Source organism: Frigoribacterium salinisoli, from assembly GCF_054781095.1.
The window spans coordinates 13,102-28,240 of sequence record NZ_BAAGVB010000003.1 but is presented as its reverse complement, the minus strand read 5'-3'; the positions used below and the strand labels follow the sequence as shown (position 1 = coordinate 28,240).

Annotated in this window: 12 protein-coding genes; 8 read left to right on the top strand and 4 right to left on the bottom strand. The window is 73.9% G+C overall.

The annotated features are described in order from the left end of the window. Positions 1 to 56: 56 nt before the first annotated feature. Positions 57 to 1,112 (bottom strand): zinc-dependent alcohol dehydrogenase, encoded by a 1,056-nt coding sequence (locus ACYVHQ_RS08180; RefSeq protein WP_460511938.1) that lies wholly within the window; start codon positions 1,110 to 1,112, stop codon positions 57 to 59. A gap of 200 nt (positions 1,113 to 1,312) precedes the next feature. Between ACYVHQ_RS08180 and ACYVHQ_RS08175 the strand changes: the two genes are divergently transcribed. Further along, the gene (locus tag ACYVHQ_RS08175; RefSeq protein ID WP_460511936.1) at positions 1,313 to 2,185 is read left to right on the top strand and encodes an alpha/beta fold hydrolase; all 873 of its coding nucleotides are present in this window, start codon (positions 1,313 to 1,315) and stop codon (positions 2,183 to 2,185) included. A gap of 79 nt (positions 2,186 to 2,264) precedes the next feature. On the opposite strand, the gene ACYVHQ_RS08170 is transcribed toward ACYVHQ_RS08175, so the two are convergent. Continuing rightward, positions 2,265 to 3,710, bottom strand: coding sequence for a sugar porter family MFS transporter (locus ACYVHQ_RS08170; RefSeq protein ID WP_460511934.1), 1,446 nt, complete (start codon positions 3,708 to 3,710; stop codon positions 2,265 to 2,267). A 235-nt stretch (positions 3,711 to 3,945) separates the two neighbouring features. Here ACYVHQ_RS08170 and ACYVHQ_RS08165 point away from each other — a divergent pair, with 235 nt between their 5' ends. From ACYVHQ_RS08165 to ACYVHQ_RS08140, 6 genes are all read left to right on the top strand, one after another. Beyond that, complete coding sequence (locus ACYVHQ_RS08165) at positions 3,946 to 6,000, top strand: beta-galactosidase (RefSeq protein WP_460511932.1); 2,055 nt, start codon at positions 3,946 to 3,948, stop codon at positions 5,998 to 6,000. An 88-nt stretch (positions 6,001 to 6,088) separates the two neighbouring features. Next, entirely contained in the window at positions 6,089 to 7,381 is a 1,293-nt protein-coding gene (locus tag ACYVHQ_RS08160; protein WP_460511930.1) for an ABC transporter substrate-binding protein, read from the top strand. Further along, on the top strand, positions 7,374 to 8,345 hold the full coding sequence (locus ACYVHQ_RS08155; RefSeq protein WP_460511928.1) for a carbohydrate ABC transporter permease: 972 nt from the start codon (positions 7,374 to 7,376) through the stop codon (positions 8,343 to 8,345). Before ACYVHQ_RS08160 ends, ACYVHQ_RS08155 begins: the two co-directional genes overlap by 8 nt. Then, the gene (locus ACYVHQ_RS08150) at positions 8,342 to 9,262 is read left to right on the top strand and encodes a carbohydrate ABC transporter permease (RefSeq protein ID WP_460511927.1); all 921 of its coding nucleotides are present in this window, start codon (positions 8,342 to 8,344) and stop codon (positions 9,260 to 9,262) included. The genes ACYVHQ_RS08155 and ACYVHQ_RS08150 overlap by 4 nt, the downstream gene beginning before the upstream one ends. Before the next feature lie 89 nt (positions 9,263 to 9,351). After that, on the top strand, positions 9,352 to 9,999 hold the full coding sequence (locus tag ACYVHQ_RS08145) for a response regulator (protein WP_460511925.1): 648 nt from the start codon (positions 9,352 to 9,354) through the stop codon (positions 9,997 to 9,999). Next, complete coding sequence (locus tag ACYVHQ_RS08140; RefSeq protein ID WP_460511923.1) at positions 9,996 to 11,132, top strand: sensor histidine kinase; 1,137 nt, start codon at positions 9,996 to 9,998, stop codon at positions 11,130 to 11,132. The genes ACYVHQ_RS08145 and ACYVHQ_RS08140 overlap by 4 nt, the downstream gene beginning before the upstream one ends. A 6-nt stretch (positions 11,133 to 11,138) precedes the next feature. On the opposite strand, the gene ACYVHQ_RS08135 is transcribed toward ACYVHQ_RS08140, so the two are convergent. Continuing rightward, positions 11,139 to 12,680, bottom strand: a complete 1,542-nt coding sequence (locus ACYVHQ_RS08135) for an LCP family protein (protein ID WP_460511921.1) — start codon at positions 12,678 to 12,680, stop codon at positions 11,139 to 11,141. A gap of 117 nt (positions 12,681 to 12,797) precedes the next feature. Beyond that, complete coding sequence (locus ACYVHQ_RS08130; protein ID WP_460511920.1) at positions 12,798 to 13,532, bottom strand: FadR/GntR family transcriptional regulator; 735 nt, start codon at positions 13,530 to 13,532, stop codon at positions 12,798 to 12,800. Between the two features lie 262 nt (positions 13,533 to 13,794). On the opposite strand from ACYVHQ_RS08130, the gene ACYVHQ_RS08125 reads away from it, so the two are divergent. Continuing rightward, entirely contained in the window at positions 13,795 to 15,093 is a 1,299-nt protein-coding gene (locus ACYVHQ_RS08125; RefSeq protein WP_460512572.1) for an MFS transporter, read from the top strand. Positions 15,094 to 15,139: the final 46 nt, after the last annotated feature.

The window sequence follows — 15,139 nt, the reverse complement described above, 5'->3', positions numbered from 1 at the left end:
GAGGCCCGGCGGCGACGGAGACGCCCGGGCAGCGGGCCAGGGCCAGGAGGAGGGCCTCAGCCGTTCGGTGCGACGAGCACCTTCGCGTGGCGCGTGCGCCCGCCGTCGAGCTCCTCGAGCAGGGCGGGCAGCTCGTCGAGGCCGATGGTGCCCGTGACGAGGGGCGCCGCGTCGACCGAGCCGTCCGCGAGGGCGCGCATGGCGCCGACGAAGTCGGAGTGGGTGTACGCGAGGCTGCCGACGACCGTCAGCTCTCGGCTCTGCCAGTCGCCGTACGAGACCTCGGAGCGGGTCATGGGGTAGCCGAGCAGGGCGAGGGTGCCGCCGCGGCGCACGAGCTCGGCGCTCGACTGGAAGAGGCCCGCGGCCCCCGTGCACTCGTAGAGCACGTCGGCTCCGAGGCCGTCGGTGAGCTCGAGCACCCGCGCTCGGAAGGCGTCGCCGGGCTCGTGCACCTCGGTGAAGCCGAGCTCGCGCGCGGTGCCCCGTCGCGACTCCGACGGCTCGACGACCACGACGGCCCCCGCGCCGGCGTGCCGGGCGTGCTGCGCGGTCAGGAGGCCGATCGGGCCGGCACCCTGCACGACCACGACGTCGCCGAGGCGCTGACCGGCCCGGCGCACGGCGTGGAAGGTCACGGCGGTAGGCTCGACGAGGCCCGCCTGCTCGTCGGTGAGGTCGTCGAGCGCGCGCTGCACGCGGCGTTCGGCGACGGTGACGTGCTCGGCGAACGCGCCGTGCGAGGGGGCGCCGTCGGAGACGCCGTTCGCTTCGGCGAAGGCGGTGTCGCAGTGGTCGGGGTGCCCGGCGCGGCACATCGCGCAGGTGCCGCAGGGCGGTCCGACGCTCGCGACGACGCGATCGCCCACGGCGACGGTCGTCACGGACGCGCCGGCAGCGACGACGGTGCCGGTCCACTCGTGGCCGAACACGGCCGGCGGGATGAGTCCGCCCGATGCCCAGCCGTGCGTGTCGGTGGCGCAGACCCCGGTGTACCGCACGCGCACGACGACCTGGCCGTCGCCGGGCGGGTCGAGCGGTGAGTCCGAGAACGAGACCGAGCGCTCGGCGTCGACGAGGGCGGAACGGGTGCGGGCGGGGAGCGCGGTCATGCCCCCAGGATAAGCCCTGGGCAACAGGTGTCGCCCGGATGCAGGGGTCGACGGGCGCACGGGCGGGTCCGTCGCGCCCGGGCGTCCGTGCTCGCCCGGAGGTGCCGCGCACGCCCGCCCGTCGAGGCCGCCGGGGGTCTGCGGCTCCAGCAGTCGCTCGGCCACGAGCGGTCGCCCGGCCCCCTGCCTAGGCTGGCCCGATGGACGACCTCACCCCGTGCGACAGGGACCGCCTCACCCGGTACGACAGGGACGGCCTCGTGTTCGAGGTCACCGACTCCGGCCCCGCCGACGGCGAGGTGGTCGTGCTGCTGCACGGCTTCCCCGCGACGCGGGCGAGCTGGCGCGACGTGCTGCCGCGGCTGGAGGACGCCGGGCTGCGCTGCCTGGTGCCGCTGCAGCGCGGCTACTCGGTGCGGGCACGTCCCCGTGGTCGACGCCCCTACCGGTCGACCGAGCTCGTCGCTGACGTCGTCGCCCTGCTCGACGCGGCCGGCGTCGAGCGCGCGCACGTCGTCGGGCACGACTGGGGCGGCCTCGTCGCGTGGAAGCTCGCGGCCGAGCACCCCGACCGCGTGGCGACCCTGACTGTGCTGTCGACGCCGCACCCGGCGGCACTGACGGCCTCGCTGACGTCGTCGCTGCAGGCGCTGCGCTCCTGGTACATGGGCTTCTTCCAGCTGCCGCTGCTGCCCGAGGCGCTGCTGCGGCGTCGGCTGGCACCCGTGCTGCAGCGGATGGGCCTGCCCGCCGAGCGCGCGGAGGAGTACGCGGCCGCGATGCGCGCCTCGGGTGCCCTCACCGGCGCGATCGCGTGGTACCGGGCCCTGTGGCTGCCGGCAGGAGGTTCGCGCCCGTCGCTCGCGACCGGTCGCGTGACCGTGCCCACCCGCTACCTCTGGGGGCGGCACGACACGGCGCTGGGCCGCCGCGCCGCCGAGCTCACGGCACGCCAGGTGTCGGGGCCGTACCGCTTCGTCGAGCTCGACGAGGGCCACTGGCTGCCGGAGGTCGCCCCGCGCGTCGTCGCGGAGGCCGTGCTCGCCGCCGTGCGCGGAGCTGTCGGTCCCTGACGCGCGGTCGGATCCGGCGGCGACGCTCGGCCCGGGGCCGCCGAGCTGGCGGACCCGGGCCGGGCGTCGGGTCGGGTCGTCAGCGCTCGTCGGGCACCACGGAGACGTCGCCCGTGCTGAAGTCCTCCTCGAGCTGCTCGAGCGACCGGCCGTTCGTCTCGGGGACCTTCGTCGCCGCGAAGAGCAGTGAGGCGGCGTTGAGCACCGCGAAGAGGAAGAACGTGCTGGAGATGCCCACGCCCGCGACGAGGACCGGGAAGGACAGGCTCACCGCGAAGTTGGTCAGCCAGAGGATCAGCACGGTCAGGCCCATGCCGACGCCGCGGAGCCTGAGCGGGAAGATCTCGCTGAGCATGAGCCAGACGAGGGGGCCGATGGTGCCCTGCATGGTGCCGACGAAGCCGATGACGAAGACGAGCACGACCACGGCGCGCGTCGTGCCCTCGGGGACGAGCAGGGACGACAGGCCGATGAGCAGGTGGAACAGCGTGACGCCGGCGAAGCCCGCCATGAGCATCGTGCGTCGACCGATCGTGTTGATGACGCGCAGCGCGACGAGCATCGCCGCGACCGCGACGACGCCCGACCCGACGTTGGCGATGAGGGCGCCCTGCTGCGAGAAGCCGGACTCCTGGAGCACCTGGGTGCCGTAGTACATGATCGAGTTGATGCCGGTCAGCTGCTGCGCCACGGCGAGGCCGATGCCGACGCCCAGGAGCTTGCGCAGCCACGGCTCGGCGACGAGGTCGGCGAGCGTGGCGGAGCGCGTCTCGGCCTCCTGGTGCGCCAGTGCGCGGACCTCGGCCATCTCGGCCCTGGCCCGCTCGGGGTCGCGGACCTGCTCCAGCACGGCGAGGGCGTCGGCCTCGCGCCCCTGGGCGAGCAGCCAGCGCGGGCTCTCGGGCACGCGCGTCATGCCGATGAAGAGCGCGACGGCGGGCAGCGCGGCCACGGCGAGCATGGCGCGCCACACGTCGTCGTGCTCGCCCCAGACGGTGCCGATGACCGCGTTGATCGTGAACGCGGCGAGCTGCCCGGCGACGATGGCGAGCTCGTTGCGGCTGACGACGCCGCCGCGGCGCTCCGTGGGGGCGAGCTCGGCGAGGAACACCGGCACCGTGACGCTCGCGCCGCCGACGGCGAGGCCGAGGACGGACCTCGACGCCGTGAGGAACTCCCAGGACGGTGCCACGACGCACGCGAGCGTGGCGACGAGGAACAGGACCGCCAGGGCGCTGATGGTGCGCCTGCGCCCGAGGGCGTCGGAGATGCGGCCCGTCGTGAAGGCACCGAGCGCGGCCCCGACGAGGATCGCGGAGACCATGACGCCCTCGGTCACGGGCGTGAGGCCGAGGTCGTCCTGCAGGGAGTCGAGGGCGCCGTTGACCACGCCCGTGTCGTAGCCGAAGAGCAGGCCGCCGAAGGTGGCGACGACGGCGATGACGCCGAGCCGCTTCGAGTGCGGTCCGCGCGTGAGCGGCGGAAGGGCCGCCCTCGTGCCGTCGCCGGGGGTGGGTGTGACCACGGTTCCTCCCTCGGTCCCTGCCCGGACGGGGAGAGGACCGTCGACCATCACAGCAGACCGGGGACCCTTGTGCTCACCGCCGGGTGTCGCCTACTGTCGCTCCTGACCCCAGCGGTCGAAGCGCATCGACGAGGAGCCCGGCTGCTCGGGTGCGACCGTTCGCCCGGCCTCCGCAGGCCCGCGATCGAAACGCTTCGATACGCGAGCCCGCCCCGAAAGGCCCCCGATGTCGATGATGACCTCACCCTCCCGCGACCTCCCCGCCGGCACGACGTTCCCCTGGATCGCCGACGGGCTCGCCCTCGGCGGCGACTGGTCGCCCGAGCAGTGGCCGGAGGAGACCTGGGTCGAGGACGTCGCGCTCATGCGCCGGGCCGGCGTCAACAGCATCAACCTCGCCGTGTTCTCGTGGGGCCTCCTCGAGGTGGCCGACGGCGAGTTCGACTTCGGCTGGCTGGACCGCGTCATGGACCTGCTCGCCGACGCGGGCATCGGCGTGAACCTGGCGACGCCGACCGCGGCGCCGCCGATCTGGCTGTGGCGGGCGCACCCCGAGATCGGCCGCGTCGACGACCGCGGCGTACGGGCCTCACAGGGCGGCCGCCTCGGCTGGTCACCGCACTCGCCGGTGTTCCGCCGCTACGCGCTGCGCCTCGTCGAGACCATGGCCGCGCGCTACGCCGCGCACCCCGCCCTGCGCCTCTGGCACGTCAGCAACGAGCTCGGCAACGAGAACCACCACTGCTGGAGCGACGAGGCCTCCGCCGCCTTCGCGCGCTGGCTCGAGGCCCGCCACGGCACCGTCGAGGCGATGGAGCAGCACTGGGGCTCGGCCTTCTGGGGCCACCGGTACACCTCGTTCGACCAGGTGCAGGTGCCGCGCTGGACGGGCACCAGCCACAACCCCGGGCTGCTGCTCGACTTCGAGCGGTTCAGCAGCGACGCGCTGCTCGACCACCACCGGGCCGAGCGCGAGGTGCTGCGCCGGGTCACGCCCGGCGTGCCCGTCACGACGAACTTCATGGTGCAGAACCACCCCGGCGTGCACGACTACGCCGGTTGGGCCCGCGAGGTCGACCTCGTCGCCAACGACCACTACACGATCGCCGCGGACCCCGAGCGCTGGGGGGAGCTGTCGTTCAGCGCCGACCGGGTGCGCGGCATGAGCGGAGGGCAGCCCTGGCTGCTCATCGAGCACTCGACCTCGGCCGTCAACTGGCAGCCGCGCAACCGCGCGAAGTCGCCCGGCGAGATGATCCGGAACAGCCTCGCCCACGTGGCCCGCGGCGCCGACGGCACGCTGTTCTTCCAGTGGCGGCAGTCGACGGCCGGCAGCGAGCAGCACCACTCGTCGGCGGTGCCCCACGCGGGTCCCGACACGAAGGTGTTCCGCGAGGTCGAGCAGCTGGGCGCGCTGCTGCAGGGCCTCTCCGAGGTGCGGGGCTCGACGGTCGAGCGGGCGCGCGTGGCGATCCTCTTCAGCGAGGTCAGCGCCGCTGCGATGGCCTCGAGCAACCTGCCGAGCGTCGACCTCCGCGCGCTCGACCAGCCCCTGGCGTTCCACCGCGCCCTCACCCGGCTCGGCGTCGCGGTCGACGTCGTCGCCCCCACCGCCGACCTCACGGGCTACGAGCTCGTCGTCGTCGCGACCACGTACCTGCTCGAGCCGGAGGCTGCGGCCGGCCTCGACGCCGTCGTCGCGGCGGGCGGCACCGTCGTCGTCACGCCGTTCTCGGGCATCGTCGACGTGCACGGCCGGGTGCTCGAGGGCGGCTACCCCGGTGCCCTGCGCGAGCTGCTCGGGGTCCGGGTCGAGGAGGTGTTCCCCCTGCTCGAGGGCGCGACCGTCGCCCTGTCGAACGGGTGGCGCGGCGAGGTCTGGACCGAGCTCGGTGCGCCCCGTGCCTGGGGCGGCACGGGCGAGGCGCGCGTCACGGCGAGCTACGCCGACGGCCAGCTCGCCGGGGAGCCCGCCCTGTACCGTCGCGACGTCGAGGGCGGCGGCAGCGCCCTCTACCTCTCGACGCACCTCGACGCCCCCTCGCTCGCGGCGTTCGTCGACGAGCTCGTCGCCGAGCGCGGCCTCGCCCCGGTCGCCGAGGGCGACGCCGGGCTCGAGCGCGTGCGCCGGACCTCGGGCGACGCCTCCTGGCTCTTCGCGATCAACCACGCCGACGAGCCGCAGCGCGTCGTCGTGACCGGCACCGACCTCGTCACCGGGCAGGAGGCGGCGGGCGAGCTCGTCGTCCCGGCCGGCGGCGTCGCGGTCGTCCGCGAGCGGACCCCCTGACCCGTCCGCGCCTCCTGCCCCCGTCAGCACCACCGAACCAGCTGCGTCGCCCGTCCGGGCGTCGGCCACCCGCGTCGAAGGAGATGCCGTGAGACCACGTACGACGAGGACGGTCGCGCTCGCGACCGTCGTGCTGGCGGGGGCCGCGCTCAGCGGTTGCGCGCCGGCGGGGGACGACGGCGTCGTCACCCTCGAGTTCTGGGGCTGGGGGACCGGGCAGAAGGAGCAGGTCGCGGCCTTCGAGGCCGCCCACCCCGACATCCGCATCAGGCACACCGACGCGGGTGGCGGCGACGACTCGGCCGCCAAGCTGCTCACCTCGAGCCGGGCCGGCAACGCCCCCGACGTCGCCCTGGTGGAGTACACGACCCTGCCGGCGCTCATCGTCGCCGACGTGCCCCTCGAGATCACCGACCTGGTGGCCGACGCCGACGACGCCTTCACCGAGGGCACCTGGGCGCAGACCACGTTCGGCGACGTCGTCTACGGGGTGCCGCAGGACGCGGCGCCCATGGTCTACACCTACCGGACCGACGTGCTCGCCGAGACCGGTCAGCAGGTCCCCACCACCTGGCAGGAGTTCGGCGACGTCGCCCGCGCCGTGCACGAGCAACGGCCCGACACGGTCGTCGCGTCGATGCCGGGCGGCGAGCTGCCGTTCTACGCGGGGGTCGCCGCGCAGGCGGGCGCCGAGTGGTGGTCCGTCGACGACGGCGTCTGGACCATCGGCATCGCCGACGAACGGTCGCTCGAGGTGGCCGACTTCTTCGAGCAGCTCGCCGACGAGGGCGTGGTCGACACCGACCCCCTGCTCTCGCCCGAGTACAACAAGCGCGTCGCCGAGGGCACCATCGCGGGCTGGACCGCCGGCATCTGGGCGCCCAGCGTGCTCGCCGGCGTCGCGCCCGGCACGAGCGGCTCGTGGGCGATGGCCCCGCTGCCGCAGTGGACCCCGGGCGACGAGGCCGTCCCGTTCCAGGGCGGCTCGGCGATGATCGTCACGAAGGGCAGCGAGCACCCCGAGGCCGCGGCCGAGTTCGCGACCTGGATGAACGCCGGCCCGGAGGGCAGCGCGTCGCTCATCGAGGACCGCCTCACCTACCCGGCGTCGATCGTCGGACAGGAGATCGCCGAGACCGGCACGCCACCGTCGCTCATGCCGCAGCAGGCCGATTTCTGGGAGGTCGCCGCCGACGTCTCGCGCGAGGTCGTGCCCGTCACGTGGGGCCCGAACGTGTCGCTGGCGAAGACGGTCTTCACGGACGAGCTCAACGCTGCGATCTCGGCGGGCACCCCCTGGCGCGACGCGTTCGTCGCCACGCAGGAGGTCGTGGTCGCGGACATGGAGAAGGTCGGCTACGAGGTGGTGACCGTTGACTGAGACGACGCTCCGCCCCGAGGCGACGCACCCCGTGACCGCGGGCCGCGCCCCGCGTGCGGCCTCCCGCCGGCGCGTGCCGCTCGCCCCGTACCTGTTCGTGGCGCCCGCCGTGGTGCTCTTCGTGGCGTTCCTGCTCCTGCCGCTGCTCTACACGGTCTGGTCGAGCCTGCGGGCGTACCGCATCGAGCTCGGCACCTCGGTGCTGGGCGTGCGCGTCGACCGCTTCGTCGGGTTCGAGAACTACGTCGCCGTGCTGCAGGACGCCGAGCTGCTCGCCAGCTTCGGCCGGCTCGCGGTCTACGGCCTCCTCGCGGTGCCGCTCACGCTCGGCCTGGCTCTGCTCTTCGCGCTGCTGCTCGACGTGCCGGCGGTGCGCGCGAAGCGCTTCTCGCGCACCGCGATCTTCGTCCCCTACGCGGTGCCCGGCGTGACCGCCGCCCTCCTCTGGGGCTTCCTGTACCTGCCGAGCACGAGCCCGTTCTCGTACGTGACGACGGAGCTCGGCTGGGGGCCCGTGCCGTTCCTCGAGGGCGACGGCCTCTTCGGTTCGCTGGCCAACATCGCCGTCTGGGGCGGCGTCGGCTTCAACATGATCATCATCTACACGTCGCTGCGCGGGATCCCCGCCGACATCTACGAGTCGGCGCGCCTCGACGGCGCCAGCGAGCTGCAGATCGCACTGCGGATCAAGGTGCCGCTCGTCGTGCCGGCGCTCGTGCTCACGGGCGTCTTCGCCCTCATCGGCACGCTGCAGCTCTACGGCGAGCCGAACACGCTGCGTCCCCTGACCACCGACATCACCCAGAGCTGGGCCCCCCTCATGACGATCTACCGTGACGCGTTCCTCACCGACGACCTGCCCGCCGCGGCGGCCTCGTCGACCGTCCTCGCGCTCGGGACGGTGCTGCTCTCGGCGCTCGTGCTGGGCATCGCGAACCGCCGCCGCGCGGGAGCGGCCTCGTGACCGCCGTCGGCACGGCAGCCGCGCGGCGGCCCGCGATCGGCAGCCCCGGTGACCCGGGGCGCGCCGCGGCGCGCCCCGTCGGTCGTCGCTCGGCCGGGAAGGTCCTGCCCACGGTCGTGCTGCTCGTCGGCGCGCTCTACTGCCTGGTGCCCGTCGCCTGGGTGTTCCTCGCCGCGTCGAAGTCACCGGCCGAGCTGTTCACGACGTTCTCGTTCGCACCCGGCACGGGCCTCGCCGGCAACCTCGGCGACCTCGTCACCTACGAGGGCGGACGCTACGGGGCCTGGGCGGCGAACTCGCTGCTCTACGCGGGCGTCGGCGGCCTGCTGTCGACCCTCGTCTCGACGATGGCGGGCTACGCGCTCGCCAAGTTCACCTTCCCGGGGCGCGACGCGATCTTCTTCATGATCCTGGCCGGCGTGCTCGTCCCGGGCATCACGCTCGCGATCCCGCAGTACGTCCTGCTCAGCGAGGTCGGCCTCGCCGGCGGTCCGCTCTCGGTGCTGCTGCCGATCATCATCAGCCCGTTCGGCATCTACCTGTCCCGCGTCTTCGCGCAGTCGGCCGTGCCCCAGGAGCTGCTCGAGGCGTCCCGGCTCGACGGTGCGGGCGAGTGGCGCACCTTCCGCCACGTCGTGCTGCCGATCATGGTGCCGGGCATGGTGACGGTGTTCCTGTTGCAGTTCGTCGGCATCTGGAACAACTTCCTGCTGCCGTTCGTCATGCTCTCGGACGAGTCGGACTTCCCGCTCACGGTCGGTCTCTTCACCCTGCTCGCCAAGGGGTCGGGCGCTCCCGCGCTGTACTCGCTCGCCATCACGGGTGCGGCGGTGTCGATCGTGCCGCTGGTGCTGCTCGTGCTGTTCCTGCAGCGCTTCTGGCGGCTCGACCTCATCTCGGGCGGCCTCAAGGGCTGAGCGCGTGGGCAGGGCGGTGCCGGGGCCGTCCCGGCGCCGCCCGCTAGCATGGCCGACATGCGGCGACGGGCGAGGGGCGGGGGCCGCTCGTGAGCACCGTGGTGGTCGTCGACGACGAGGCGCTCATCCGCAGCAGCCTCGAGCTCATCCTGCACGCCACCGACGACCTCCGCGTCGTCGCGACGGCGTCGGGGGCCGAGGCCGTCGACGTGGTGGCCGAGCACCGGCCCGACGTCGTGCTGCTCGACGTGCGGATGCCCGACCGCGACGGGCTCGCGGTGCTGGCGGAGCTCGTGGCGCTCCCCGTGCCTCCTGCCGTCGCCATGCTCACGACCTTCGACGCCGACGAGTACCTGGGCACGGCGATCGCCGGCGGCGCCGCCGGGTTCCTGCTCAAGGACACCCACCCCGAACAGCTCGTGCAGTACGTCCGCACGCTGGCGGCGGGCGGCACCGTGCTCGCCCCCGGTCTCTCGCGCCGGCTCCTGGGCACGCCCGACCGCGCCGGCGAGCGCACCGCCGCCGAGCTCGTCGACCGGCTCTCGCCGCGCGAGGTCGACGTGCTCCGCCTGCTCGCGACCGGCGCCACCAACGTCGAGATCGCACCCGTGCTGCACGTCGCCCCGGGCACCGTCAAGGACGCCGTCAGCTCGCTGCTGCGCAAGCTCGAGGTCGCGACGCGCGTCGAGGCCGCGCTCGTCGCGGAGCGCTCCGGCCTGCTGGACGCGCGGGCGTGAGCGACCTCGTCGAGGGCCGCCCCCGGCGCACGCGCTGGTGGCTGGTGGTCGACCTGGCGCTGGTCGTCGCGGCGCTCGCCGACGCGGTGGACGACCCGGCGGCGACGGCGCTGCAGGTCGGGCTCGGCGTGCTCGCGGCCGTCGCCCTGCTGGCACGCCGTCGCGTGCCCCTCGTGGCCCTCGCCGTCACGCTGCCCGGGCTCGCCGTCGGCACGGCCCTGCTCGCGGCGATCGTCGCCCTGGCGACCGTGGGCGAGCGGGTGCCGTCCCGCCGCCTGCTCACCGCGGCCGGGCTGGTCGTGCTGACCGTGTACGCCGTCGGCAGCGCCCCGCCCTCCGCGCCGCGGGCGGTGCTGGTCACGGTCGTGTACGGCCTGCTCTACGTCGGCGGTCCGCTCGCGCTCGGCCTGCTGCTGCGCACCCGCACCGAGCTGCACGACCGCCTGCGCCAGCTCGCGGCCGTCCGCGAGCACGATCGCCGGCAGGCGGCGGAGGTGGCGCTCGCCCGCGAGCGTGCCGTGCTGGCGCGCGAGATGCACGACGTGGTGTCGCACCAGGTGAGCCTCGTCGCGGTCCGGGCCGGGGCCCTGCAGGTGTCGTCGTCGGACCCGGAGGCGCGCGTCGCGGCCGACGAGATCCGTCGCCTGGGCGTGCAGACCCTCGTCGAGCTGCGGTCGATGGTGGCCGTGCTCCGGGCGTCCGGCGGCAGCACCTCCGGCGGCAGCGCGGCGGGGCTCGCGCCGCAGCCGGGCCTCGCCGACCTGACGGGCCTGCTCGACGGCAGCGGGATCGCCGTCGAACGGGACGTGCACCTGCCCGACGACCTGCCGGCCGCCGTGCAGCGCGCCGTCCACCGCTTCGTGCAGGAGGCCCTCACGAACGCCCGCAAGCACGCCCCGGGTGCCTCGGTGCACCTCCGCGCCCGCGTCGCCGAGGGCACGGTGCGGGTCGAGGTCGTGACGGGTGCGGGCACGGGACCCGGGCCGGACCTGCCCGGGAGCGGGCTGGGGCTGCTCGGCCTGCGGGAGCGCGCCGAGCTGCTCGGCGGCTCCGTCGAGGCCGTGCTCGAGCAGGACGGCACGCACAGGCTCACGATGCTGCTGCCCGTCGGGGCGCGCCCGTCGAGCGGGTGACGCGGCTCAGTTGATGCAGCGCTGCTCGGCGTAGCTGGTGCCACCGCGCTCGGGTGCCTCGGTGGCCGGCTGCTCGGGAGCGGCCGGGGCGGGCGCCGGCGCGGCGTCGCCGCCCGCCGGCGTGCCGTCGTCGGGCGCCGTCGGGCCAGGGGCGACCGGCACGGTCACCCCGTCGGTGCCGAGCACGAGGGTGACGCCGGTCGCGTCGGCCTGCTCGACGGGGGTCGCACCGGGCACGGCCTCCGCGACGGCCTTGGCCCGGGCCTCCTGACCCGGAGCGTAGGTCACGGTCGTCCTCGAGGTGGTCAGGGCGTCGCCCGGCGCGGCCGTGGCGAACCCGAGGGCCTGCAGGGCGGCCGTGCCCGCGGTCGCGCCGCCGACGGTGCCGGCTCCGTTGAGCACCTGCACGGAGACGTCCGCGGGGGCCGCGGCGGACGCCTCCAGGTACCGGTCGGAGGGGCCGATGAGATCGGAGACGAACGCGGGCATGGCGGCGTGGTCGACCTCGACGATCGACAGCGGGCGGCCGCCGACGGTGATCGTCGGCGTGCCCGTGATGGGGATCGTCGCCGACCGGATCTCGCTGGGCCGGAGGTCGCGCACCTGTCGCGCCAGGCGGAGGAAGTCCAGGCCGGCGTCGGTCTCGAGCGACCCGCTCACCGCGTCGAGGACCGTGCCGAGCTTGGCCGGGTTGAGGAGCGTGCCCGCGGAGAGCAGGCGCTCCGCCTCGGCCGTGAGGAAGTACTGCTGGCGCACCTGGCGGTCGAGGTCGCCGCGCGGCAGGCCGTGCCGCTGCCGCACGAAGGCCAGCGACTGCCGGGCGTCGAGGGTGGACTCGCCCGCGGGCAGGTCGAGGCCGCTCCAGCGGTCCTGGACGGGGGCGGTGAGGCACACGTCGACCGGGCCGAGGGCCTGCACCACGTCGTAGAACCCGAGCAGGGAGACGCGCACGTAGTGGTCGACGGTGAGGCCGGTGAGGTCCTGGACCGTCGAGATGAGCAGCTGGGCGCCACCGCTGGGGCCCCCGTCGCGCTGACCGTAGGCGAAGGCGGCGTTGAGCTTGTCGCGCCCGTGCCCGGGGATGTCGACGTACGAGTCGCGGGGCAGCGAGATCATCGTCGCCGACCGGCCGTCGGCCGCGACGTGCAGCACGATCATGGTGTCGGTGTTCGTCGCGCCGCCGTCGTCCTCGGTGCCGAGCTGCGCGAGCACCTCGGGCGAGGCGCCGTCGGGGCGGTGGTCGTCGCCGACCAGCAGGATGTTCATGGCCTCGCCGTCGACGTCGTCGTCGGCCGTGCCGGACGCGCTCGGCAGCGGCAGCGCGTCGATGCGCGTGACCCCGGAGTCGAACCGGTGCCAGCTGTAGGCGGCGTAGCCCGCGGGCAGCACGAGCAGCATCGTGAGCACGCCCGCGAGCGCCGGCAGCACGGCGCCGCGGCGGGGACGCCTGCCCGCGTGCCGCGGGGCGTGGGGCACGCGGTCGCGGTGGCGGGCGACGGTGCGCTCGTGGCGGTCGGCAGCGGGCGGGGGCGGGGTGGCGTCGGTCACGGCAGGTGCGAGTCGTTCCTGGTCGGGGGAGGGGCGGACTCACCAGCCCACCGGCTCGGGCTCCGTGCCGCCACCCCCGACCGGCTGCCACCGGTCGCCGATCGGCGGGGGCTCGTGTCAGGAGTCGCCGGCGTGGCTGACGCGCGTGCCCGCGGTCCGCATGTGGTCGCGCATGGCCCGTTCGGCGGCCTCGGGGTCACGGGCCGCGATGGCCTCGAAGACGGCGAGGTGCTCCTCGTAGGCGGCGCGGGCCTGGTCCTCGGAGCGCAGGCCGCGCTCGACCCAGACGCGGAGCAACGAGCGCACGTTCTGCAGGAGGTCGCGGAGGACGACGTTGCCGGCGCTCACGGCGATCTGCAGGTGGAACCGCACGTCGGCGTCGACGAAGCGCGTGATGTCGGTGAGCGAGTCGCGCATGACGGCCACGTGCCCGCGGAGCACCTCGACGTCGTCGTCGCCGATGCGCAGCGCGGCCAGGGCCGCCGCCTGCACCTCGAGGCCGGAGCGCACCTCGATGAGCTCGTCGGTGCGCGTCGCCGTGAGCATGAGGCCCCAGCTCAGGGTGGTGGGCAGCAGCTCGGAGGTGGAGTCGCGCAGGTAGGTGCCCGAACCGGGACGGACCGTGACGATGCCGAGGATCTCGAGGGCCGCGAGGGCCTCGCGGACGGCGGAGCGGCCGACGCCGAGGGAGTCGGCGAGCTGGCGTTCCGGGGGAAGGCGGGAGCCGGGGGGCAGGTCGCCCGCGGTGAGCAGCGCGATGAGCTGCTTGACGACCTCGCCGACCGCGGTGCCGCGCGGGACGGCCTCGAGCTCGAGGCTGAGGGCGGGGTCGTCTGAGGCGAAGGCGGGCACGGAGGGAGCCTACCGAGGGCGGGGGACAGACCCGTCCTGACCGTACCCCGATCAATTGGTCAACCGGTTTGACAATCCGGCGCAACGCGGCCCATACTGACCGAGCCGCTCGACATCCGTCGTCGTCCAGCGCGCATCTCACAACGTCGTCAGAGCAGAAGGAGTCGATGTGGACGCCACCACGACACCGCGGGTGCAGTCACCCGTCGAGAAGTCCGCCATCCGGAAGGTCGCCGTCCGGCTCGTGCCGTTCGTCGCGTTGATGTTCTTCATCAACTACCTCGACCGCACCGCCATCGGCTTCGCCGCCCCCAACGGCATGGAGCGCGACCTCGCCCTCTCGGCCGCCCAGTTCGGGTTCGCCTCGGGCGTGTTCTTCATCGGCTACATCCTGCTCGAGGTGCCCTCGAACCTCGCGCTGCACAAGTTCGGCGCCCGCAAGTGGCTGGCCCGCATCATGGTGACCTGGGGCATCGTGGCCCTGCTCTTCACGTGGGTGCAGAACTTCGAGCAGCTCGTCGTGCTGCGGTTCCTGCTCGGCGTCATGGAGGCAGGCTTCTTCCCCGGCGCGATCCTCTTCCTCAGCCTCTGGGTGCCCGCCGCCCACCGCAGCAAGATCCTCGCGCTCTTCTACCTGGCGCAGCCGCTGACCACCGTCTTCGGTGCCCCGCTCGCCGGTTGGCTCATCAGCCACGACGGGTTCTTCTTCGGCCTCGAGGGCTGGCGCTTCATGTTCTTCGGCGTCGCCGTGCCCGCGATCATCGTGGGCGTCATCGCCTGGTTCTACCTCAAGGACAAGCCCTCCGACGCGAAGTGGCTGACCAAGGAGGAGCAGGAGTGGCTCACGGGCGCCCTGGCCCGCGAGGCCTCGACGAAGACGGGCGCCGTCTCGACCGAGGGCAAGCACCCCAGCATCCGCATCGTGTTCACGAACGGCCGCGTCTGGATGCTGAGCTTCGTCTACTTCGGCTTCATCTACGGCCTCTACGCGCTCGCGTTCTTCCTGCCGACGATCATCGGCGGCTTCGAGGAGCAGTACGGCACGTCCTTCAGCGTCACCGAGAAGGGCTTCATCACGGCCATCCCGTACGTGCCCGCCGCGATCGCCCTGTACCTCTGGTCGCGTGACGCCACGCGTCGCGGCCTGCGCACCTGGCACATCGTGGTCCCCGCCCTCGTCGGTGCCGTGAGCATCCCGCTCGCCCTCTACGCAGGTTCGCCGGCCGCCACCATCGCGGTCATCGCGGTCACCGCCATGGCGATCTTCGCCGCCCTGCCCAACTTCTGGACCCTGCCCACGCAGTTCCTCACCGGCATGGCCGCGGCAGCGGGCATCGCGCTCATCAACACGGTCGGCAACCTGGCCGGCTTCAGCGCCCCGTACATCACGGGTGCGGTCAGCGACTGGACCGGGGGCTACGAGGTCCCGATGTTCATCGTGGGCGGCTTCATGCTCCTGTCGGCCGTGCTCATGGTCGTGCTCAGCCGCATGCCGAAGCCCGAGGGGGCCCTGACGCCCCAGGAGGCAGCGGACCTGTCCGCCACCGCCGGGCTCGACTGACCCCCGCCCCCGGCCGCCCACCAGCAGCAGCACCAGCCCTGGAGCA

What these genes read in the sequence shown, in the direction of transcription:
- ACYVHQ_RS08180 (WP_460511938.1), bottom strand. Translation starts at nt 1,112, where the DNA reads ATGACCGCGCTCCCCGCCCGCACCCGTTCCGCCCTCGTCGACGCCGAG.
- ACYVHQ_RS08125 (WP_460512572.1), top strand. Translation starts at nt 13,795, where the DNA reads ATGTTCTTCATCAACTACCTCGACCGCACCGCCATCGGCTTCGCCGCC.
- ACYVHQ_RS08175 (WP_460511936.1), top strand. Translation starts at nt 1,313, where the DNA reads ATGGACGACCTCACCCCGTGCGACAGGGACCGCCTCACCCGGTACGAC.
- ACYVHQ_RS08165 (WP_460511932.1), top strand. Translation starts at nt 3,946, where the DNA reads ATGACCTCACCCTCCCGCGACCTCCCCGCCGGCACGACGTTCCCCTGG.